24 protein-coding genes and 8 tRNA genes are annotated in these 21141 nt (G+C 42.4%); 6 read left to right on the top strand and 26 right to left on the bottom strand.

Annotated features, from left to right (window positions below):
- Positions 1–17: 17 nt before the first annotated feature.
- From AC0VYG_RS03860 to AC0VYG_RS03775, 18 genes are all read right to left on the bottom strand, one after another.
- The gene (locus tag AC0VYG_RS03860; RefSeq protein ID WP_475431028.1) at positions 18–443 is read right to left on the bottom strand and encodes a GPW/gp25 family protein; all 426 of its coding nucleotides are present in this window, start codon (positions 441–443) and stop codon (positions 18–20) included.
- Between the two features lie 3 nt (positions 444–446).
- Entirely contained in the window at positions 447–749 is a 303-nt protein-coding gene (locus AC0VYG_RS03855; RefSeq protein ID WP_475431027.1) for a PAAR domain-containing protein, read from the bottom strand.
- Between the two features lie 25 nt (positions 750–774).
- On the bottom strand, positions 775–2571 hold the full coding sequence (vgrG, locus tag AC0VYG_RS03850; protein ID WP_475431026.1) for a type VI secretion system tip protein VgrG: 1797 nt from the start codon (positions 2569–2571) through the stop codon (positions 775–777).
- Positions 2572–2575: 4 nt separating this feature from the next.
- Positions 2576–3271 carry a CIS tube protein gene (locus AC0VYG_RS03845; protein ID WP_475431025.1) on the bottom strand — a complete coding sequence of 232 codons (696 nt, stop codon included), beginning with the start codon at positions 3269–3271 and terminating at the stop codon, positions 2576–2578.
- A gap of 1 nt (position 3272) precedes the next feature.
- Positions 3273–3452 (bottom strand): DUF5908 family protein, encoded by a 180-nt coding sequence (locus tag AC0VYG_RS03840; RefSeq protein ID WP_475431024.1) that lies wholly within the window; start codon positions 3450–3452, stop codon positions 3273–3275.
- 98 nt (positions 3453–3550) lie between these two features.
- Positions 3551–4060 carry a phage tail protein gene (locus tag AC0VYG_RS03835; RefSeq protein ID WP_475431023.1) on the bottom strand — a complete coding sequence of 170 codons (510 nt, stop codon included), beginning with the start codon at positions 4058–4060 and terminating at the stop codon, positions 3551–3553.
- Positions 4060–4512 (bottom strand): phage tail protein, encoded by a 453-nt coding sequence (locus tag AC0VYG_RS03830; protein WP_475431022.1) that lies wholly within the window; start codon positions 4510–4512, stop codon positions 4060–4062. Before AC0VYG_RS03830 ends, AC0VYG_RS03835 begins: the two co-directional genes overlap by 1 nt.
- A gap of 124 nt (positions 4513–4636) precedes the next feature.
- Positions 4637–6694, bottom strand: a complete 2058-nt coding sequence (locus tag AC0VYG_RS03825; protein WP_475431021.1) for a phage tail sheath family protein — start codon at positions 6692–6694, stop codon at positions 4637–4639.
- A gap of 79 nt (positions 6695–6773) precedes the next feature.
- Positions 6774–8213, bottom strand: coding sequence for a hypothetical protein (locus AC0VYG_RS03820; protein WP_475431020.1), 1440 nt, complete (start codon positions 8211–8213; stop codon positions 6774–6776).
- Between the two features lie 16 nt (positions 8214–8229).
- The gene (locus AC0VYG_RS03815) at positions 8230–8826 is read right to left on the bottom strand and encodes a Pvc16 family protein (RefSeq protein ID WP_475431019.1); all 597 of its coding nucleotides are present in this window, start codon (positions 8824–8826) and stop codon (positions 8230–8232) included.
- A gap of 920 nt (positions 8827–9746) precedes the next feature.
- Entirely contained in the window at positions 9747–10577 is an 831-nt protein-coding gene (locus tag AC0VYG_RS03810) for a mechanosensitive ion channel family protein (RefSeq protein ID WP_475431018.1), read from the bottom strand.
- Positions 10578–10669: 92 nt separating this feature from the next.
- Complete coding sequence (locus AC0VYG_RS03805; protein ID WP_475431017.1) at positions 10670–11041, bottom strand: hypothetical protein; 372 nt, start codon at positions 11039–11041, stop codon at positions 10670–10672.
- Between the two features lie 92 nt (positions 11042–11133).
- Complete coding sequence (locus AC0VYG_RS03800; protein ID WP_475431016.1) at positions 11134–11592, bottom strand: DUF2489 domain-containing protein; 459 nt, start codon at positions 11590–11592, stop codon at positions 11134–11136.
- 50 nt (positions 11593–11642) lie between these two features.
- Positions 11643–12458, bottom strand: a complete 816-nt coding sequence (locus AC0VYG_RS03795; RefSeq protein WP_475431015.1) for an inositol monophosphatase family protein — start codon at positions 12456–12458, stop codon at positions 11643–11645.
- An 82-nt stretch (positions 12459–12540) separates the two neighbouring features.
- Positions 12541–13209, bottom strand: coding sequence for an alpha/beta hydrolase (locus AC0VYG_RS03790; protein WP_475431014.1), 669 nt, complete (start codon positions 13207–13209; stop codon positions 12541–12543).
- Between the two features lie 105 nt (positions 13210–13314).
- Positions 13315–14295, bottom strand: coding sequence for a hypothetical protein (locus AC0VYG_RS03785; RefSeq protein WP_475431013.1), 981 nt, complete (start codon positions 14293–14295; stop codon positions 13315–13317).
- Between the two features lie 315 nt (positions 14296–14610).
- Positions 14611–15672 carry a DNA polymerase IV gene (gene dinB, locus AC0VYG_RS03780; RefSeq protein WP_475431011.1) on the bottom strand — a complete coding sequence of 354 codons (1062 nt, stop codon included), beginning with the start codon at positions 15670–15672 and terminating at the stop codon, positions 14611–14613.
- A 104-nt stretch (positions 15673–15776) separates the two neighbouring features.
- Complete coding sequence (locus AC0VYG_RS03775; RefSeq protein ID WP_475449895.1) at positions 15777–15899, bottom strand: hypothetical protein; 123 nt, start codon at positions 15897–15899, stop codon at positions 15777–15779.
- Positions 15900–15998: 99 nt separating this feature from the next.
- On the opposite strand from AC0VYG_RS03775, the gene AC0VYG_RS03770 reads away from it, so the two are divergent.
- The 6 genes from AC0VYG_RS03770 to AC0VYG_RS03745 all read left to right on the top strand — a co-directional run bounded on the left by AC0VYG_RS03770 (position 15999) and on the right by AC0VYG_RS03745 (position 19872).
- On the top strand, positions 15999–16631 hold the full coding sequence (locus AC0VYG_RS03770; RefSeq protein ID WP_475431010.1) for an LPP20 family lipoprotein: 633 nt from the start codon (positions 15999–16001) through the stop codon (positions 16629–16631).
- A gap of 5 nt (positions 16632–16636) precedes the next feature.
- Entirely contained in the window at positions 16637–17818 is a 1182-nt protein-coding gene (locus AC0VYG_RS03765; protein ID WP_475431009.1) for a flagellar assembly protein T N-terminal domain-containing protein, read from the top strand.
- Between the two features lie 58 nt (positions 17819–17876).
- On the top strand, positions 17877–18107 hold the full coding sequence (locus tag AC0VYG_RS03760) for a cell division protein ZapB (RefSeq protein WP_475431008.1): 231 nt from the start codon (positions 17877–17879) through the stop codon (positions 18105–18107).
- Positions 18104–18583 (top strand): hypothetical protein, encoded by a 480-nt coding sequence (locus AC0VYG_RS03755; RefSeq protein ID WP_475431007.1) that lies wholly within the window; start codon positions 18104–18106, stop codon positions 18581–18583. The genes AC0VYG_RS03760 and AC0VYG_RS03755 overlap by 4 nt, the downstream gene beginning before the upstream one ends.
- Positions 18584–18766: 183 nt before the next feature.
- On the top strand, positions 18767–19735 hold the full coding sequence (locus tag AC0VYG_RS03750) for a ProQ/FINO family protein (RefSeq protein ID WP_475431006.1): 969 nt from the start codon (positions 18767–18769) through the stop codon (positions 19733–19735).
- Positions 19736–19788: 53 nt separating this feature from the next.
- Positions 19789–19872, top strand: a tRNA-Tyr gene (locus AC0VYG_RS03745).
- 295 nt (positions 19873–20167) lie between these two features.
- On the opposite strand, the gene AC0VYG_RS03740 is transcribed toward AC0VYG_RS03745, so the two are convergent.
- The 8 genes from AC0VYG_RS03740 to AC0VYG_RS03705 all read right to left on the bottom strand — a co-directional run bounded on the left by AC0VYG_RS03740 (position 20168) and on the right by AC0VYG_RS03705 (position 21107).
- Positions 20168–20311: a hypothetical protein gene (locus tag AC0VYG_RS03740; RefSeq protein WP_475431005.1), complete on the bottom strand. Its 144-nt coding sequence runs from the start codon at positions 20309–20311 to the stop codon at positions 20168–20170.
- A gap of 152 nt (positions 20312–20463) precedes the next feature.
- Positions 20464–20539 (bottom strand) — tRNA-Lys (locus AC0VYG_RS03735).
- Between the two features lie 31 nt (positions 20540–20570).
- A tRNA-Pro gene (locus AC0VYG_RS03730) sits at positions 20571–20647 on the bottom strand.
- Between the two features lie 2 nt (positions 20648–20649).
- Positions 20650–20725 (bottom strand) — tRNA-Asn (locus AC0VYG_RS03725).
- Between the two features lie 38 nt (positions 20726–20763).
- A tRNA-Lys gene (locus tag AC0VYG_RS03720) sits at positions 20764–20839 on the bottom strand.
- Between the two features lie 14 nt (positions 20840–20853).
- Positions 20854–20929: transfer RNA gene (locus tag AC0VYG_RS03715), tRNA-His, on the bottom strand.
- 23 nt (positions 20930–20952) lie between these two features.
- Positions 20953–21029: transfer RNA gene (locus tag AC0VYG_RS03710), tRNA-Pro, on the bottom strand.
- A gap of 2 nt (positions 21030–21031) precedes the next feature.
- Positions 21032–21107 (bottom strand) — tRNA-Asn (locus tag AC0VYG_RS03705).
- Positions 21108–21141 lie beyond the last annotated feature (34 nt).

Below are 21141 nucleotides of genomic sequence, written 5' to 3'. Positions count from 1 at the left end.
AAACTCACCGATCAGGTTTAACCATCTGCCGTAACTAATGTGCCTTCAACTTGATAAAAAGGGTAAACTAGATTACTTCGCGTATTGGTCTGACGAATGATATAGTCCACCACAATCATTACTTGACCGTCCATTTCATGCGCTTGTTTTATCTGAATATCAACAACATCAATTCGTGTTTCCCAGTTAATAATGGCGGTATTCACAACCTCAGCCAACTGAGTTTTAGCTGTTGTTGTTAAGTTCTGAAACACATCATCCCATAAATTACAGCCATATCCTGGTAACATTAGGCGAGCACCTAAGCTGGTCGAAAATAAAATAGTCAAACTCTCTTTTATATCTTGATCATCACTCACCATCTGAATGCTGTTATCGCTACGCGAAAACGTCGGCGGGAAACTCCAACCCGTACCTAAAAATGCGGTCTCCACGTTTTCCATAGGTTAACCGCCTATCATCACTAACGGGTTACCAGATACTATAGTGCCGCCATGGGCCGTTTTATCTCCCATACGTGCGGCAGGCATCCCCATAATTTTAACGGTTGCAGAACCTTTAACTATGGTATCTGGAGGACCGATACAAAATGCCATATCCCCTACTTTGGCGGCAGGTAAACCACCAATCAATACAGTCGACACGCCAGGACCTAAAATAGGACCGCCGACATGAGGAACCATGACAGGACCAATCGGCGTACTCAACGGGCATTGATGAATATCTGCTAACCTTGCTGCTGGTGGCATAGTATTTCTCCTTATTTTTTATGATTTAATTGATCTTAACCAAGGCTCCTTTCAGCGTCAGTAAGGTACTGCCTCTTACCGTGGCTGTGGCGCCTTTAGCAGAAAAACCAGAGCTTGCTTTATGCTCAACTGTCAGTCCGGCCATTGATGCAGAGGCGGCTGCTTTTACCTTAATATTCTTTTTAGCGTCCAAGGTGATATCGCCTTTGGCACTGAGTTTTAAATTGGAAGCACTGCTTAGGCTAATTCCGCCTTTTGATAAGGAGATTTGATTGTCATTGCAATCTTTGATGGAAATAGATTGGCTGTTATCGTTGATCTTGATCTGCTGTTTGGCTGGTGTATTCAATTCGATCGTTTTATCTTTATCATTAAACAGTATTTCCAGACCGCCCTTAGTCTTCATCACTTTATAAGTATTCTCTTTATCTGGTTTAACTGGGGGTTGCTTCTTTTTACTGTACAGACTGCCTAAGATCACCCCATAACGAGGGTCATCATTCATAAAACCGATCACCACCTCATCATGCACTTCAGGAAAGAAGACAGCACCGGCATGATTAGATGCGTAAAAATTCCCCAAACGTACCCAAATCCCTTTGCTGTCATCTTGCAAAATAGGCATGCTCACCTGCACCCGAAACTCTCCATCAGGGTCATCGCTTATTTTTTTGACTATACCGGTTTGCAATCCTTTTATAGGCGGTAACTGCCCGGCAGCATCAGGTGCAGCAATATCAGCCGTTTTTGATGCAAAACTTTGTGCCGATAAACCAACTTCGACCCGGGTCTGCCATTCGCCGTTGTAAATAGAATGATGTATTCCACTAACATAGGCTTTACCATTAAAACGTCGTCCTAATCCATTCAATTCAATCATCTTGCCAGTCTGTACTAACGCTGAGCCCTGAAACATGACCGTGCCACGAATTTTAGACAACTTAGAACGCATCAGCTCAGCTGAAGACCAGTTCTTTAACGATACTTTATTAAGGTTACCACCCGTTTGCTGAACAAACTTCTTCACTTTAAAAACTTTAGCCAGATCATTACTGGTCAGGTTACCCAGTTCACTCACGGCAACGTTTCCCGGACTGGCTTCTATTAATTTTTGCTCCGAATTATCCCAGCTATAACTCTTAATAGCCGATGCTGAATACTGGGTTGCAGCATCCATTTCCAACTGTAGATCCAAAATAGAATCGCCGTAAGTTAGCTGTAATACTGGGCTGCTAGCTGTGTCAGGTTGCTTTACTATCACTTTGCCAGCATCAACAATAACAACCAAACTGTTTAATTCCGCCCGCATCACCATCAAGTCCCAATCACTTGTATAGTACTGTACTATCTCAGGCTCTTTATTGTTTGTCGGGGTGACGTCCTTGCTTAGGCCATTAGCTGAAATCAGCTTGCTGATCAGTTCACTGTCTTTGATATTAATAAACTGGCTGTTTTTACGCTCTAAGGTCATCTTTATCGCTGGATCAGTCAGGTCAACAACTAACTTAGAGCCACTGTTACCGTTAATTTCTATTTTTTGTTTAACCACCAAACCGCTAAAAATGCGCGTTTCCTGTTGTTCGTATCCGGCAAAGATTTCCACTTTATTACCCGGTACAAAAGTATCGCCATTGCTGATCTCAAAATTGCTCAATGCAGGATCACCATCAAACAAAACTAACTGTGCTTTAGGGACTTTATTGACACTGTTCCAAGTATCAATTGAAATCACTTCAAATGTACTGTCAATCGTATGCCCTTCAACTTTAATGGTGAAAGAAACAAGTGACGTATTACGGCTTTCGGGAGTTGGAATGGTCATAGCGTTATTGTTCCAAAGGAGGAAAAACTAACTGAGTGCCCACTTTAAGTAGGCGGAAATCAACCAAGTTGTTCACTTCGGCGACTTGTAAATAGTAATTACTCTGACCGTAAATGTTGTAACACATCAGCGGTAAGGTATCGCCGGCTTTAACCGTTACGACATGAGATAAGTCGGGCGAACTCTTATTGGCTTTTTTAGCCAATTCCTGCCTTTCTGTATAACCGATAAATGCCACACTCGCTCTGGCTCGTAACGGTGTACCATCCGGTTTAAACAGACTGTAAGTCATGTCCATACTTTTCAGACGACATTTAAACAATAACGTCCCCCAGCACAGCGTAATAAAATTAGGACTATGGGTTTGACCGTTATATGTAAAAACTAGGGCTTTAAATTCGTTTATTTGCTCGCTGATGCCATTTTTAAGATAAGAAGCAACACGTGGTAATGCGTCCGGAACAACACCAGTACCATCAAATACCAGCTCAAATGACATGGTTTCGTCAGGAATTTTATTAAAGCGCGAAGAGCCCCCTGGACTCCCCTGGGCTTGAGTATCGCTATAACAAATTTCATAGTTATGTTTATAACTGTCTGGATTAATGCTCACAGAAAAAGATTTACCCACCTTGTTTTTAAAACTGCTATCACTGTAAGCGCTAATGAGCATTTTTTGTAAGCCGCCGGTCACCCCCATATTAGCGCGCCTGCAATTGAGCTAAACGTTGCAATACCAGACGAGTGCAATCAGCCACTATGGCTTCATGACCATGATCACAACAGGAATCGTCCTTCGCAACAGAGGCCTGAGACCGCGGTTGTTCAGCGTTATTCCCCACGCTCATTTTTAATTCAATTTCATTTATTTCCAGCGACATACCGATTCCTGTGTTTTGTTATCTACTCGCTAAAAAGCCGCTCAATAGCTAAAGCCAAATTTTGGTAGATGATCATTTGATTACGAATAACGCAACGCCTATTGCGCTATTTTTGCGGCAACAGAGGCGACACTACCTAGGTTAATCCGTTCAAAATAATTATATGTAAATTCTAGGCTTTCAGTCAGGATCTGACTTTCCTGTGAATTCATTGGTGACACCTCCCAACGCTTCGGATAAGCATTGACGAATAACCAGGCAATACTGGGCTTGCCATCCGCGGACAATAAGGTCAACAGTAGGTTTTGTGTCGATATCGGTAATGATAAACTCGCCCCCACCGTCTGCCCTACCCACTCCGCTAAAAAAGACTCTCCGGTCACTACTCCCCGTTTTAATATCAAATTGCTATATTTAGCCGCTTTCGGCAATTGATGAACGAAGCGGTTTTCACCGCCCTCATTCACTTCTTCCACATCAAACTCCGCCTGGATCCCGCTGACTTCCTGAAAACTCGCATCAATACTTGTCAGCAAGGCCAATGGGGTGGCTGAACCAAGCACCGCCAGGCTAAAATAAAATGCACCCGGCGGGTAATAGTCCGCCATTATGGTGCCGCAACCACAAGTGTTTCATAGGCGATTTCCACAGACTCCACGGCCACCTCATTGCCTTCAGATTTAAGATCGGTTCCTGTTATCTTAGTTGGCCAGGCATTATTTAGTGTCCAGGTGGTTTTTGGCGTACCGGATTCATCCAGCAAGCTGATCACAACCGTACGCCGCTCTATGGTGTTCATCGAGATCTCGTTGTACCAGTCCCAAAAATTTGAGTCGTTAATAAAAATGCCTTTACGCATAGTGACATTGCCTACCCGCGCCAGCCCCGGCATTTTGATCGGCGAAAATACTGGGCTATTACCATGACGATATTCCACTACCTGAGTTTCACTTTCTAAGCCGTCCACTTCCTGAAAACTCACTGCGTCGTTTTCACCCAGTGTGACCGAAAAATAAAACTTAGTTAACGGCCAAATATTATCTTGCACTTCACCTGCCATGAGTTAGTTTCCTTTATTTATATTGTTAAATAGATCACCCCAAAACAGTGACCCATAAGAATACATTCTAGGCTAGGGCTGACTTTACAATTCCAGCCGCCAGCAATAGAACAGTAAGAATGAATTAACCGCCTTCCATGGTTTGCTTGAATGTCAGCTCGATGAATTCCGCTGGACGAATCAAGCTTACTTGCACTTGTACCACCATATAACCTTCTAGAATATCCTGTTGCGTCATCGTGTTGCCCATGCCACATTGCACGGAAAAAGCCTCAGATGGGGTATTCCCCATTAGGCCACCTTGTGACCACAGAGTTTGTAGAAAAGACGACACCATAGAGGTGACTTTCACCCAAGTATTACCGTCATTAGCGGCAAAAATAAAAGGTTGCATAGCCTGTTTAACGGAGGTTTCAATATATGTTAAAGTGCGCCTTACCTGAATATAGCGCCAGTCGTTACTGTTACCATCCAAGGTACGTGCGCCCCATACCACTGTGCCACGACCGATAAATTCACGTAGTGCACAGACAGACTTACCATTAATAGGGACGTTAATATCACCCTGCTCTTCAGCGGTCAGTTTATAGGTAGGTTTAATCACTGAATTTAACGAGACATTAGCTGGGGCATTCCAGACCCCTTTATTATCATCATTGGCGCAAAAAACCCCGGCCATGGCGCCACTGGGCGGCAAAACATTATTTTGAGCAGTCATAATCTTAAACATTTCATCGAGTACTGGCAGTGAAGCACTGAGGTTCTGGTTCAAGGTGGTAATAGCTTTTCTTCCTGAAACGGTTGTGTTATCAGTTGTATCTCCCATCTTAGATATATAATCATTTATAATCGTTTGGGTTTTTGTTGAACTGTCTCCATAAAGGTTTTTAGCTTGTTGCGTCAAAATATTTTGAAGGGGCCCGTTACCATCACTATAATCTTTAATATTGGTGTAATTAAAGTCGCTGACAGACACCACAGATGTTTCCAAAAAAGGAAAGTACGCCATGCCGTAATTTAGGTATTCCGATCCGACATTTTCTTGAAATTTTTTGATAGTGCCACTTACATTTAGCTTTGTCACATTGCCACCGCCATAAACATCCAGGATAGCAACTCGGTCCTGTAACTTGCCGCACTGGGACAACATAGTCGTGCAAATGTCAGCGAATTGAGGTTGCCCTTGAACAAGCACGGCATCAGGTACAACTAATATAGTTGGGCCTACCTGATCAGCAATTGCGTTAAGACCTGCTAGAATATTCTCTTTAGAAGGCTGGCCGCTATAATTACCAACAGACACGATATAACAAGCACCGCCCCCATTGGCATAATACAACTTCAGACTTCTAAATAGGTTAAATTTAATGTCTGAGTCTGGATTTAGATTGTAGTATTGAAAGCCATTGTTATCTGCTATTTTAAAGTCATAATTATTATTATAACCCTCTAACACCGTAGTCAGAGTAGGTGTAATAGCATTTTGAATTTCGTTCTGATCAACTGGACTCTTCAGCAATTCATTCTGAACTGTAAGATTATCAACCCCAATCTCAACAGCGACATTGATCCATTGTGCACTTTCAACAGCAGTAGCCTTAGAGGCTAACACTATTCCTTCGTTGATAGCATTAACTGCTGCTTCCGCTACAGCACTAATATCTTCATTAGTAGAATTAGAAAAAAGTGGCTTTATATTCGCTATAACTTGATCCTTTGCATTTGAAATAAAACCACTATCCAATTCAAATGTTGAGTTAATTTCTTTTATAGAATCCCCTACATTTTTATTAAAATATTCAGATGCAGAAACTACAGCCATATTGATAATCTTTTTTTTATCACTGTTTTCTGTGACTGTCGTAGGTAATGCTACTTTCGTACTAAAAAAGGCAGAGGCGGCTGTTTCCGAATAATTATCAGCCTGATTTACGTCAACGCAAGAGAATTTTTTAATGTTATACTCCTGCCTAAAACCAGCACCAAAAATAGAGATATAATCAGCCAGTGAATTTATTTTAATCGGTTTATTTGGTACAGGCTTGCCATTGATCTCCGCTTTTTCGGTATAACCAATAAATGCTGGTAGCGCAGTTTGCACCCCCACAATAGATGGTGGAAATGCATCCAGCTCATTGACATAAACCCCCGGGGTGCTTCTATTTTTAAAATTTGCCATCATTCATCCTTTGCGTTAATTACAGTGTTATTGATCCGCTTGTTTGCTCTTTTTAGTACTTCTTTTAGAAACCCATCATCCATTAGATGTATATAAAAATTTGTGAAAAAATTTTTTCTTTCATACACATATCCTCTAATTTACATTTAATTTCGTCATTAAAAAAATTATGGTTTAATACCTGCTCAGCAGAAGCCAGAGGCAAATTTTTTATGCGTTCACGACTGGGTTTGCAATCGCAATCATCCAGACAATTGCAGTTAAAATACTCGCTTAAGCTCAAACGTACCAACGATCTTTGTTGTAAAGGTATTGGTGTTTCAGATACACACCACCATGCTGTTTTACCATTAGCAAGTTGACTTTTAATTGGTTTGGTAAATCTGTATTTATCTGTACCTATAGACTTAATGCGCATGTATTCCAAATTTCCCGCACTAAGAGATTGCGGTACTATCCAATAAAACCAATAAGTTGCACGATTCTCAAAATGGATATTAAAAAACTGAGGCTTAACAGCCTGAAACTGTGCTGACTTTAACTGCTCTGAATTGGCTAAAACAGTAAAGGGAAAAGGGGAAAGGGTTTCTTTCTTTTTCTCTTTACCTTTATCTTCTTCAAGATTATTGCTCAACCAGATATTAATAAAACCAGCGGGCGTAGGAGTACTTATGCTATAAAGAACAGTTTCTTCAGCGAGAGGAACAGGACAAGGCATATCAGCATACTCTTTGATCCATAACGACAGTTCCGCTTCTTGTAAATCAAACCATTTAATAAAATAAACACCTTCTGGCTCTGTAAAAAAGTCAATATACACATTATTTTTATCCACCTTCACAAAACCTGGAGGAAGACACTCTTCCTTAATGTCTTGATAGGCATCATCATTAACTAACCCTAATACAAATTCATGGTTAAAGTTCATCACAACAATTTGCTTTGCGTAACACATTTCTCCAGAGTGTGACGGATAAAGAAAGCTGATTTGATACTCAGGAGGTACCGTTTTTAACCAAGCCGCGTCCAGCTTTTTTGTATCCGAGTCCATTACTGGGTCAGATTGATTGCTATAAACGTAATTAGACTTTGAAAAATCACTATTTAAAGGCATTTTTGTAAAATTGACAAAATAGGGATTCTTAATAAACAGCACAAAAGATAAAGCCGTACAAATTTTATCTTCATTAGCAATCGATTTAAATTGTCGCTTTAGATATCTAATCAAATCACCAGTTACTGAGTTCTTCCTTTCGATTGCTAAATGTGCATTATACAAAATAGAAAAACCAAACACTTCTTGCCGGAACAATAGACCTAAATTTTTTATTAGCGAGATGGTCTCATTGGTTGGAACAACGCTAAAATCATTACAACTTTCATTTTGGTCATTATAATAAGCATGATAAAAGCTTATCCGCATTAGTGTTTTATAAAAATATTTCCGCGGCCCTTCCGAAAGCTGCGACGTGCCTGGCATTTCTTTTTTAAACAAAGAGTGCTCGTGACGACGGTTAATCATTCTATTCGTCATTAAGCTACCCATTACCGTCTAGTGAATCTGATCTGCCTTGCAAACCTTGAGCTGAGACATTCTCACCTGTTATTTGCTCACTAACAAAGGGCAGCATTCTCACCTTATATAATACAGATGGCAGATATTTAGTGCCTGCCAACCCCATCAGATAGCTGTGTTCGGACATATCCATATTCACTATTTCAAATGTCAGTTTGTCTATTCTTCTATTTAGTCCAGGCAAACTACTTTGAGTAAAATACTGATTTTGTTGAAAGAATGAAATTGTCCCTGAGATCATCTCCAAGCCTTCTTGATAATTTTCATCATAAAAATTGGCAAAAAAAAGCAAGTAAATATTAATATAAAGTGGGGGTGAAACAATTCCATATCGATTTTTTCCTAAAGGAACATTGCTGTTATAGGTACTCACTATCGTTTCACTTTGAATATTAGCCAAAAAAATCACTAATTTATTTATTGCATTCTCATAGAGGCTACCATCTTGGCCAACTATGTTAGAAACCATAACTCTTTCATAATTTTCACCATGAAGATTATTAAAGTATTGGTTAATATTTTCTGCAACTAAGGCTAGGGTTTCACCTATCAAATTCACTTAGATTTTTCCTCAAACAGTAAGTAAGGACAAACTCGTTTTGTTACTTCTTCCCCTTAACAAAAACAATCTTATAGTAAATTAGAAATTTATTTCTTTGCGAGAAACACTAAAAACTTTGATTCCTACATTTATTGTAATGACATATATCATGCTATTGATCATACTGAGGTTGCTTTAAGTAACCCCGCTCCTCAGTGCGACTTGATTTGGGAAGTGTGGCTAGTGGTTAGCCTAGCAAAAACAGTTGGAAAGACGCTCAGATACGCCGTCGAGGCAAGATGATAAAAAGAGGAATACTATTGATCGTTTCTTGATAGAGCAGTGAGCAAAGGGTATAGATTCTTCGCTATAGATAGGTAAATTCACTATGTTGAGCCCAAACGCATGGAATAATTTCTTTGATATTCACCTCACAACGAAGCTCGTTGATGCGAGTCAAATGGAGGTTATTCTATATGAGTGTCAGGTTTGGGTGGGCTGTTGATCAAATCCATGGCGAGTTGGGGATCAATAAATGTTGCCATTCCGCAAGAGTGGTTTCCGCTCTCGAACGCTCTCAGTCACTACTGGGCGCTTTTCTTTCCATAAGTATTTTAGGTTTGAGCCCCTTCGTGTGTGATGTAAGCGGATTTAGGTGGGGATGGAGGACGATATCGACTCATAGTAGTAGGCTTAGTTAGTCAACAATATGTTAGAAATCGAGACTTTTGCACGACTACTGCGCTTGCCAACACTTTGTTAAAAACAGACTCAAAATGCTCATTTATAGCGATAAACTCCGCTTTCTCGTCTGTTTTTGCCGTGTCTTGGCGTCGCTCGTGACATCGTGTAAAGGTCTCAAATCTTAATAAAACATGCCATCAAACCAACGTCTGACGGCATGTTTATACTTATATGATGTGTATAAAGCGAAGTGGTTATGCTTCTTTGTTATGTAGATGAACATCCATTTGAGGGTAAGGAATACCAACACCTTGTTCATCAAAGGCGTATTTAAATTTCTCTAGTAAATCCGCTCTGACGGTCCAATAGTCTCCGGCATTCACCCAAGGTCTCACAAAGAAATTCACCGAACTGTCAGCCAATTCAGACACGGCTACTAAATACTTCGGCTCTTTGAGAATGCGTTCATCCGCGTTAATAATGTCTTCCATGATGCTTTTAGCAAGACGAATGTCGGCGTCATAACTAATACCCACCACCAAATCCAAACGACGAGTTGCTTCGCGAGAGTAGTTGACAATGGAACCGTTCATCATCGAAGAGTTGGGAATGATGATCACACGGTTATCCGGTGTTTTTAGATAGGTATGGAATAACTCTATACGATCAACGGTTCCCATTTGCCCGCCACCATCAATAAAGTCGCCTGCACGAAAAGGACGTAAAAGAATAATTAACACACCAGAAGCGAAGTTAGATAAAGATCCTTGCAAGGCCAAGCCAACGGCTAAACCTGCCGCACCTAAAATGGCTATAAACGAGGTGGTTTGAACCCCAACCTGTCCTAATGCCATTAATACCACACCAGCAAACATTAAGGCATACAGAATACTGGATGTAAAACCTGCTACCGCACGATCCACAGAGGCTTTGAGCATTCTGTTTTCACACCAACGGGATATTTTAGAGGCGATATATTTACCGACCAATAAAATCACAAGGCCAATGACGATATTGATCGCCATATCGGTCAACCAAGGCAACATGGCAGACCCTTCACCCAGCCACTTTTCCAATTCACTCATATATACATCCCTCACACTACCTTATTAAATACGATGTTTGTACCAAGACAATTTGGGCAGAATGCCCAATAAGATTCTTTCGATTATTAAATTTAGACGATTAAATGTGTTTTATGCTGCCACTCATCCAATAAACAGGTTAACTGCTTAAGCCCTTCAGAATGAAAACGCACACATTGTCGACCATCAACGAGCTTAGTTTCTTTACGAAACGCGTCGTCAATGACATAACACTTGGTACGTAAATTCTCTATTTGTTCATTGTCACGAATCATCATGCCAATGAACATATCCCAGTCTTGCTCAGGTAAATTACCTTGTACGGCCTTGGCGAGCAAACCAACACAATCCGCCTCCGTCATACGATAATATGGAATTTTTGATTGGTAACGCATATAAAAAAGCATGATAGCAACTAATAAAATAAAAAATAGCGCTATGGATAAAACCAATTGAGCGATCATCTCTAAATAACCCGTTTATGCCTAGTAAATAGAACGAAATACCATTCAACGCCGAGTACCATTTAATACGAAGCACAAGCCTTCAACCATCTCTATTGGAAGGAATAGTTCAACAAGGCGTTTTTAGCACGTACTAAGTGCTCAGCATACTGCTGTTCATAGTTATCCATTTCGACGCGAAACTTTTTACGTGCTTCTTTTGGCAAGGCACTCCATTGCTCATGTGTTGGAATATGTTCCGTTTGCTCATGTAAATCATAAATCACACAAATATCCTTATGATCGGACAAATCCAACCCTAACTGATCCAGCAGATTTTTAATACGAATACTTGCCTCAACCCAACCTAACTCCTCGGAACCAACGGTTTTGAGCAAAATCTGAATACTATCAATCCGCGCTTGACGCTCTTGAACAACGCGCTTCTCACCTTCTTTGATCCGCTCTTCACGAGTTTTGGCAACCTTTAACTGGCGGACAATCACAATCAAGGCCACAACAATGACCACTGCAGACACCGCCAGTAAACTAAAAAACGCCGTCAACGACATAAAAACCTCATACAAATATCAACTTACGGCTAAAACCATAAAACAGTTCATTATGCCTGACTTAACAAAGACAATAATTCCTCATAAAGAGCGGGTACCGACACCAATAACGCCTCCCCATTAATCGCCTCAGGCCAAGGGGAGCTAATTGACTCATAACGCCCGATTGTCGCCCCGGCTTCTTGAGCGATTAACGCTCCAGCGGCCATATCCCAAGGCTTCAGGCTTTCAAAATACGCCTCTAAACGCCCAGCCGCGACCCAACACAAATCTAACGCAGCGGAGCCATTTCGACGAATATCCTGACATTTAGTCAAAATGACGCTGACACGTCGGATAATACTGGGGAGCGTACTTTTATCGTAGGGAAAACCCGTTGCCACCAAAGCATTGCGACACTGTGTTTGCTGGGAAACAAAAAGGCGTTCGCCATTTAAAAAGGCCCCTTTCCCTTTCACTGCCCAGAAACATTCCTCTAAAAATGGCGCATTCACTACCCCAAGTACGCGTTCTCCGGCTAGATACAGGCCAATCGACACAGCCACATGACGATGACCATGGGCAAAATTGACCGTACCATCAATCGGATCAATGACCCAAACCGGCTTATTAGCAAGCTCAGCAAGGGCAAGCTTAGGGGACGACTCCTCCGACAAAATCACATGATCTGGAAACGTTTGTGTGATTTGCTGGCAAATATAGGCATCGATTGCCAAATCGGCCGATGTCACCAGTTCATGATCTGCTTTGTAGTCTGTAGAAAAAGTCGCTTTGTTTCTGGCCTCGATCATCATCTGCCCAGCGTGTGTGGCGACATTTTTGGCAAAGTTAAGCCATTCATCCGTTTCTAATGACGCTGAAACCATGATTCATTTCCTTAGTAATCTCTTCAATATACGGTGCGTTAAACTGTCTTTTAGCAAAGGGCGAGTTGAATTTAACCCTTTATTACGCCAAACGCGCATTCAGCCAAGCGGAGATATCCTGAATTTGCTCAGGACAAACGGAATGGGGCATATCATAGGTTTTATAGTCAACCAGATATCCCTTATCACTTAAAAGCTGACTAGCCTCTTGCGATAGACTGATGGGCACTACAGGGTCTTGCTTGCCATGGTGAATCAAAAAAGGCGTCTTGCCATTCGCACACTCTGACGCTTCAGACACCATTGACTTATTCGCCAAATAAGTCGATAGCGCCATAACCCCAGACAATGAATAAGAGGTCGTCAGGGATAGCTGATAAGCAATCACACCACCTTGTGAAAATCCCGCTACGACAATACGGCTAGGATCAATACCTTGTGCGATTTGTGCTTCAATAAGGTCACTGACTTGCGCGCAAGACTCCGCAATATTGTCTATATCAACCTTACGTTCCAAAGTGATTTCGTAAATGTCATACCAGGCTCGCATTTCCATACCGCCATTGACCGTCACCGGACGAATGGGCGCATGGGGAAACACAAAACGCACTTTTAAGGATGGATCAAGTGTCAATGCCGGGACAATGCCTTCAAAATCATGACCATCCGACCCTAAACCATGCAACCAAATAACAGCAGAGTCAGGATTCTGCGCCGTCTCCACCACAACACTCGGTAATAATTCGGCCATTATTTACTCCAAAAAAAATAGGCTAATACGTTGTGCATTAGCCTATCATAATGACACCAAATTGTGGCCGTTTTCCTACCAAGCGTTTTCCTACCAAGAATACACTCAATGCTCTATTGGAAAACGCAGCTGCTTCACCTTCTGATGCCGATCTAACGAAAACAGCACATCCGATCGCTCAGGCATGACAGCTAAGAGATAGCGCGTTAAACGTTCATAATACTGCATAAAGCCTTTAAGCGCTTCCGGCGACATGATTTTGATGTCCAGAGTGTCCAATACTCCCCCATGAATATCATGCAGATGATCCTCAAGCATACGCTCTTGTTTGTTACGCCATTCATAGACCACATCATAACTGGGTGATTGCATCCACATTTGAATATCAATCAAATCAAACAGCGCCTTATAGTCCTCATGAAGATGCTCATTGACCGCTTTTCTCCAAACTCCCTCTGGGTCTTTATCGTGCTCCAAGCGATTAATCGGCTTATCAATTGTTTCTCCAAGAGAAAACGCCCCCACACACCAACCTTCAAATAAAACCACATCAATAGGCCCTTGCACTTCGGGCCATAGATTCACAGGCTTTCTATCATCAAGGGATTTATCAAAAGCGGGCACACGCATTACTTCGTCTTGTTTGAGGTTTTTTAAACGAGCGAAGACACTCTGTGCCAATGGTATATCATGCGTACCTGGCACCCCTCGCGTGGAAAATAAGGAGTGTGTGCTATTGGCGTATTTCAAGCGATCTTTATGCGTGCTATAGAGATCGTCCAAACTGACCACCACACTATTGAGTCCGAACCCTTTATTAAGAATACGGCTAATGACGCGGCAAAAGGTCGTTTTTCCACAGCCTTGAGGCCCACCTAACCCCACCACCAGAGGTCCTTGTTTAAACGAGACTTTACCACTTAACCAATTCGCAAAAGGGAGGTAGAGAGTATCTATTTCATTGACAAGAGCTTCATCTGCATAAACGCTTCTCAGTGTTTGAGCCACCTCAAAACGTAAACGTCCAGCTAAAGACTCTGGCATATCATGCTTCCAATCATAGAAGCCATTTGGATGCTTCATCATAAGACAACACCTACACATCAAAAAAATGACATACGAGGTAATTTACCTTGTCTTACTACAACCCCTAACTCCACTCAACACCTACCGTTTGAGAAGTGAGGGCTTGGTCTCATTACTGCATTGTGTCGTTGACTAGGTAATCCACTCGCCCGTTCCATTGATCCATTTCAACAACTGCTCCTATTCCAACAGCTATCCCCATTCAGATAACGATAATCGCTCTAGCAACTATTAATCGTTCTAATAACTATAGCAGCAAGAAAACAATCGTACATTTTTTGATCAGAAAAATCACAAAATCGATCAGGAAACAGGTTAATCAAACGCAATGCTTAGCTGTTCTGCCTGCTGTACAGATAAGCGATAACCTACCCCAATCAATCGAACAGGACGCATATGGCGTGAATAAGCCTGATGCAGTAAGGAGGCAAACACTTCACTGGAGAAACAGCTTTGAATCGGTTGTTCTACTGTTGTTTGTCTAAAGTCATTAAACTTTAATTTCAAATAGTATTTGCTAATCTGCGGATAAAAATCTCGCCCCGCTAAACGCGCCTCTAAACTCGCCAGCAGTTCTGGTAGCATGCTCAAACACTCTTCTAGTGAAGACAAATCATGGGGAAACGTATGTTCAACAGACACGCTCTTGCGCTCACGGGATACTTGCACAGGGCGATCATCAATCCCCTTGGCATATTGCTGCAGTCGAAACGCCATACTCCCAACGGTTTTCTGCAATAATGAGAAATCTATTGTCTGTAGATCCGCACAGTGATGTACACCAATGGCCGCCAATTTTTCTTGAGAGACCTTACCAATCCCCGAAATACATTTCACAGGCAACTGTGATACAAACTCAAATTGACTTTCTGGTGTAACCGTCTTCAAACCATTGGGTTTATTCCAATCACTGGCCACTTTAGCAATAAATTTATTTGTCGCGACACCAGCGGAGACTCGAATACCGACTTCGTTAAAGATTTGTTCTCGTATTGCTTGAGCAATCAATGTCGCACTGCCTTGACAGGAAGAAGCGTCCGTCACATCCAAATAAGCTTCATCGAGGGAAAGCGGCTCTATTATGTCAGTATACTGCCGGAAAATGGCATGCATTTGCCGCGAGGCAATACGATATTTTTCCATATTTCCGGGCATAATAATTAAATTTGGGCACAGGCGTTTGGCGATGGCACTCGGCATAGCAGAACGTACACCGAAAGTACGAGCATGGTAATTTGCCGTACATAACACACCACGAGATTGAGATGCCCCCCCAATAGCCAAGGGCACCTTTTCCAAAGAAGGGTCATCACGCATCTCAATGGCAGCATAGAAGCAATCTGCATCGATATGAATGATCTTCCTAAGCTTAGCCATATCGCTACCCAGAAACTGTATATAAAAACAGTATAATACCTTCTAAAAACAAAAACACGTCCTTCCCCCGAAAAGGCATACAACCAACCGGGAAAAAAGTCACATCATGCGGGTAAAATAAGCAGATTTACACGGGAAACCGTGGACGCCTCACTGACAAATGGTTTACATTTTGCCCCTAGCAAAGGAAAGAAGTCATTATCTGGTCTACTTTTTGCTACAGGCATACATTATTCCTATGGTTAAACATCGCCAACACAAGACGACTGCCGCGATCTTTCCATGCAAAAAACGAGATATAGGACTTCCATTTAGGGGACGCCACCATGAAAATGACGATTCAACTACTCTTATTGGCCGCGTTGGGGGCCACCTTAGCGGGATGCCAAAATTTAGGCCAAGGTACGGCGATGACCTGTACCACTGTTGGCCCCTGTAATGGCAATATCGTCGGCTCACCAACGGCAACGGCGCTTAATAACCCGAATAATAATGTGCAAAACGCGACCAATGTAATCGGTGTTATAAAACAAGAACCAATCATCATTCATGCTACAGGATATGCGGCCATCAACCCCAGTAAGCGCTACACTAAATCTCAAGCAAAATTAATGGCATTGCGCAGTTCCACACTGGATGCCTACCGAAATCTATCTGAGCGAGTATACGGTCTGAAAATTGACGGCACCAGTTCGTTAAGCAACATGGTTTTGCAACATGATGAATTACGTTCTTATGTTGATGCCTATTTAGTCGGCGCAAAAATCGTCTCCCAACGTGAGCATGAAGATGGAACGTTTGAAACCGTTGTTGAAATGGCATTGCAAGAAAACTTTCGCCAATGTGTCAGCAACCCTTCCAGCATTGACAAAGATCCGAAGTGCCAAATTCGCCCGGGTTATCGTGCCGTCAATGTAGAAACCCCGCAACCTAATGTTAACTTTTATACTATCCAGTAATGCCGATGTTTCGCTATCTGATTTACATCATTATGGTTCTTGCATCGGTCGGCAACAGTATTGCTCAAACCGTCGACGCAGTTGGTACTGCCATTATATATAATGGCGACATCAATGATGCTCGCTATCGAGCGACGCAACAAGCTATTAAACAGGCCGTCCTTCAGTCCAGCTCACGTGTCAGTGTTAAGGATATTCTTAACAACGGCGAGCTCAACTCTGACTTGAAAATACGCAGCGCTGGGCGAGTTCAACATGCCAAAATCATTTCCGAAACCCAAAAAGGCGACTTTTTAACGGTCGTCGCCCGCGTCAACGTGACAGCCGACAACATGTGTAGTAATGGTGCCACGAATTATTATAAAAAATCCGTGGCTATCACTGGTTTTCCTTTGGAACACAGACAACAAGCCAGCCTCGGAGCCTTAGGCAATATCTCCAGAGAGCTTCCCAAAGATTTTGCCGACGTTATCAATAAACAAGGCTTTTTAAGAGCTTTAGCGGCAACCAATATCTCCCTTTACCCAGACAAGATCAACGCGCCTTCACTTACAAACAACAATGACACCTTAACCGATGTGGTTCGAGTCGCTCAAAAACTTGGCACACAGTATGTTGTCAGTGGCGTTATACGTGATATTTCTCCTCTTTATATGAGACGTCCAAATGACCCTTATGCCAGCACAGACGACAAAAGTGAAAAGCAAAGAGACTTCGTTTTAGACATTTATATCTACGATGGTTTCAGTGGCGCATTGCTATTTCAAAAACGTTATAGTGAAATAGGCGACTGGGATATTTCTGATCATGCTAAAGTTGGTTTTGGTAGCGCCCAGTTTTGGACGACTCATTATGGCAAGGTGGTCAAAGAAACTCTTAGAGAAAGCGCAATCGATACCAGCGAAAAATTGCGCTGCCAACCTTTTATGGCCAATATTTTTCGCACTGAAGGGAAGCAAATTCACATTGCCGCCGGTTCCGTGTCCGGGGTCAAAGCAGGAGATAAATTTAAGGTCTATCGTCGTTATGAGATATTTGACCAAGACCAAAAACCAGAAACGCAACTGAATAATGCCAACATCAGTGTTACTATAACGCAAGTTCAGCCTAACTTTTCCATTGGGGAACTGTCGGTTGATGCGAAAATTCTGAACGTACAACCGCATGACGTTGTCATCGCATGGTAACTTTTACAATTACGCTCCTTATATTCTATAGAGCGGTTTTACATTTTAGGACATTACAATGAACAACGAATTACTTCATCACTTAGAACAACGCATCAATGAAGCAGTAGAAGAAATCAGCTCATTACGCCAACGCATCGCGGAATTAGAAATGCAAAACTACGAGCTTAGCGAAGAAAAAAGTGAACTAGAAAGCAGTTTGAATCAGAAAAGTGAGCAACAAGCTAACTGGGAATCTTCCCTCTCTCAAATGTTAAATCGCCTTAGCCAATTGGATAACAAACAATGAAACGAATTCTATTTGCTACTTTAGCTTTATTTTGTGGGAGTACCTTTGCAGCAGAAGGGCAAATTGCTAGCTTAGTCTCCTTTGAGTCCACTGCGGCTCGCCCAAAAATAAACAAAGAGCAAGACAGCAGCTTAACATCGATATTGAACACTCAAATTGAATACACCACGCCAGCAAACATCTCCGCTTATGCTGGCTTTTCTTTTGCTTTAGGTGACGATTTCGAAAGTGCCTTTAGCATGGGAGCCCGCTACTACAGCGCAACCCCCGCTTTCCAGCTTTTCCCAGGCATTCCTATGTGGTCGTTTATCGGTGGCGGTATTGACTTCTTAGATGACCCTGTCTATTACCCAGAAGCAGGCTTTCGCATCGCAACATCCGATACCTCCAGACTGGATGTCTTTGTCAGACTGCTAAATAGTAGCAACGACAAATATGACCGCCATGTTATGGTGGGCGCAGGACTTACCTTCTAATTCAATGAAGCTAATGTCTCTTTTCATCTTGTGCCTGCTCGCGACTTCTGCTTATATTTGGCTCACGAGTAAACCAACAATAAAAATCGTTGAGCCCAGCAAACAGCAGCGACAGGAGATGCTTGGCATTGTTAACACGCCAAGTGTTCCGTTGACGCCGCTATAAAATTTGAGCCTTGCTTTATGGAACAATTAATTGCCAAACTTGAAGCAGAGGTCAGCCGACTAATTGAAAAATTAGGTGCCGCTGAAGAGGAGATCGCCGCACTCAAAGAGAGCCAAACAGAGTCTCTTACCAGCAGCGCCTCAATGGACCTTTTGCAGAACATGGTTAACCGCTCCACTGAAGACCAATTGCAGTTATATATCGAAGACTCTCTTGATTTACTCAGTCCAGCGGAAACCATCAAAACGGCAGTAACACATCAAAGTGACACTGAAGACCAGTTAAGCTTTGATTTACTGCATCCTCTTGCTGATAACAGCATCACAATCACGACAACAGAACAGACTGACTACATGACAAAACAACAACCTGAGCTTAACGGCTTGCAAGACGTACAAGATGACAACCAAGTGGACACAAACACCACTGATGTACCATCAGCAAGTGACAGCACACCGGAAAAAGCGACTTTGACGCCGGAACAGAAAAAGCGCCAAAAAAACCAAAAAAATAATCGTCGCCTGATTAAGATGCTCGAAGACCGTTACCCTAAAGCGTTTGATTGGAACCAGCCTAAACCACTGAAAGTCGGTATAGACAAAGACATGGTCTTGGATGATGACTTTAATGCCAGCAAGCAAAAGCGCGCTCTAGCGGCTTATACTCGCTCTGACCGCTATAAGAAGTGCCTACTGTCTGGTCAGCCTCGCGTGGATCTGGAAGGCGTTGCCGTGAGCGATGAACCCGCCCTTCCTGAGTCCATGATCCCCAAAAAAGAGAAGAAGACATTCAACCGTCCAAAGACGACAGATCGTCCTAAAACGGACCGCCCTGCGCGTAACAAAAAACCGCAATCAGCTACGGCTTCCAAAGGCAAACCCGCTAAAAAGCCACAGTCAGCTAAAAGCCGTGAAGAGGATGGTTATGAAAACTTATCCCCAGAAGAGCGGATGAAAGCAAAACTGGAAAAACTTTTAAAAAAATAGAAATAAGTGTTTACATACAAGAGCGCGGCATATATTATTTGCCGCGCTCTTGTGGAGGGGTTCCCGAGTGGCCAAAGGGAGCAGATTGTAAATCTGCCACGAAAGTTTCGGTGGTTCGAATCCACCTCCCTCCACCATTATTTTTTTCTTTATAAATCAAATATTTATTCAGAAAAACTCTAAACATTCCCATCTTTTCTAGAAACTCTCTTTTCTAAAATCCCCAAAACCTTGAATATTCATCAAAAAATAAGCGGTTATTAACAGCCTAACGGCATTTCCATGCTTTATGGATAAAAAAGCCACTTAAACACAGACTTATCCACGTACTATCCACAAACTTCTTCTTCCAATCTCTTAAAGTTTCAACAGCACGCACCCACACACCCAGCAAGACAAAACACACATAACACATAAGAGCAATTGACGCGCCTAAACCGAGACAGACACATAAACTGCGATAGACGAATAAACCGCGATAGACGCATAAACCGCGATAGACGCATAAACTGCGATAGACGCATAAACTGCGATAGACGCATAAACCGCGATAGACACATAAACCGCGATAGACACATAAACCGCGATAGACGATAGACGATAGACGATAGACGATAGACGATAGACGATAGACGATAGACGATAGACGATAGACGATAAAAATCTAAAATGTAAACTAGAAAGCAGTCAGGGATGAAAAAGAGAGGTAAAAAGCATAATAAGAGAAATGGTGGGTCGTACTGGATTCGAACCAGTGACCAATTGATTAAAAGTCAACTGCTCTACCAACTGAGCTAACGACCCTTCTCATAAAATTTTATTAATAACGACGTGATGGTCGGAGTAGAGGGATTCGAACCCCCGACATCCTGCTCCCAAAGCAGGCGCGCTACCAGACTGCGCTATACTCCGATTGGCTCCTCGAACTGGACTCGAACCAGTGACCCAATGATTAACAGTCATTTGCTCTACCAACTGAGCTATCGAGGAATGAATCAGATTGTGCAGAATGTAATTCTGAATATAGCTGGTGGGTCGTACTGGATTCGAACCAGTGACCAATTGATTAAAAGTCAACTGCTCTACCAACTGAGCTAACGACCCAACTATCAGAGTAATGGGGTGGACGATGGGGCTCGAACCCACGACCGATGGAATCACAATCCATAGCTCTACCAACTGAGCTACGCCCACCATTACTAGATGATCAATAAAATTGGTCGGAGTAGAGGGATTCGAACCCCCGACATCCTGCTCCCAAAGCAGGCGCGCTACCAGACTGCGCTATACTCCGATTGGCTCCTCGAACTGGACTCGAACCAGTGACCCAATGATTAACAGTCATTTGCTCTACCAACTGAGCTATCGAGGAACTAATTTTATTTCTTGCCGCAACATACACCCTA

It is taken from the genome of Marinomonas sp. 63XJN7_7_ISO-PGPR-S23-202 (assembly GCF_056173505.1).
This window is presented reverse-complemented; position numbering and strand designations above follow the sequence as displayed.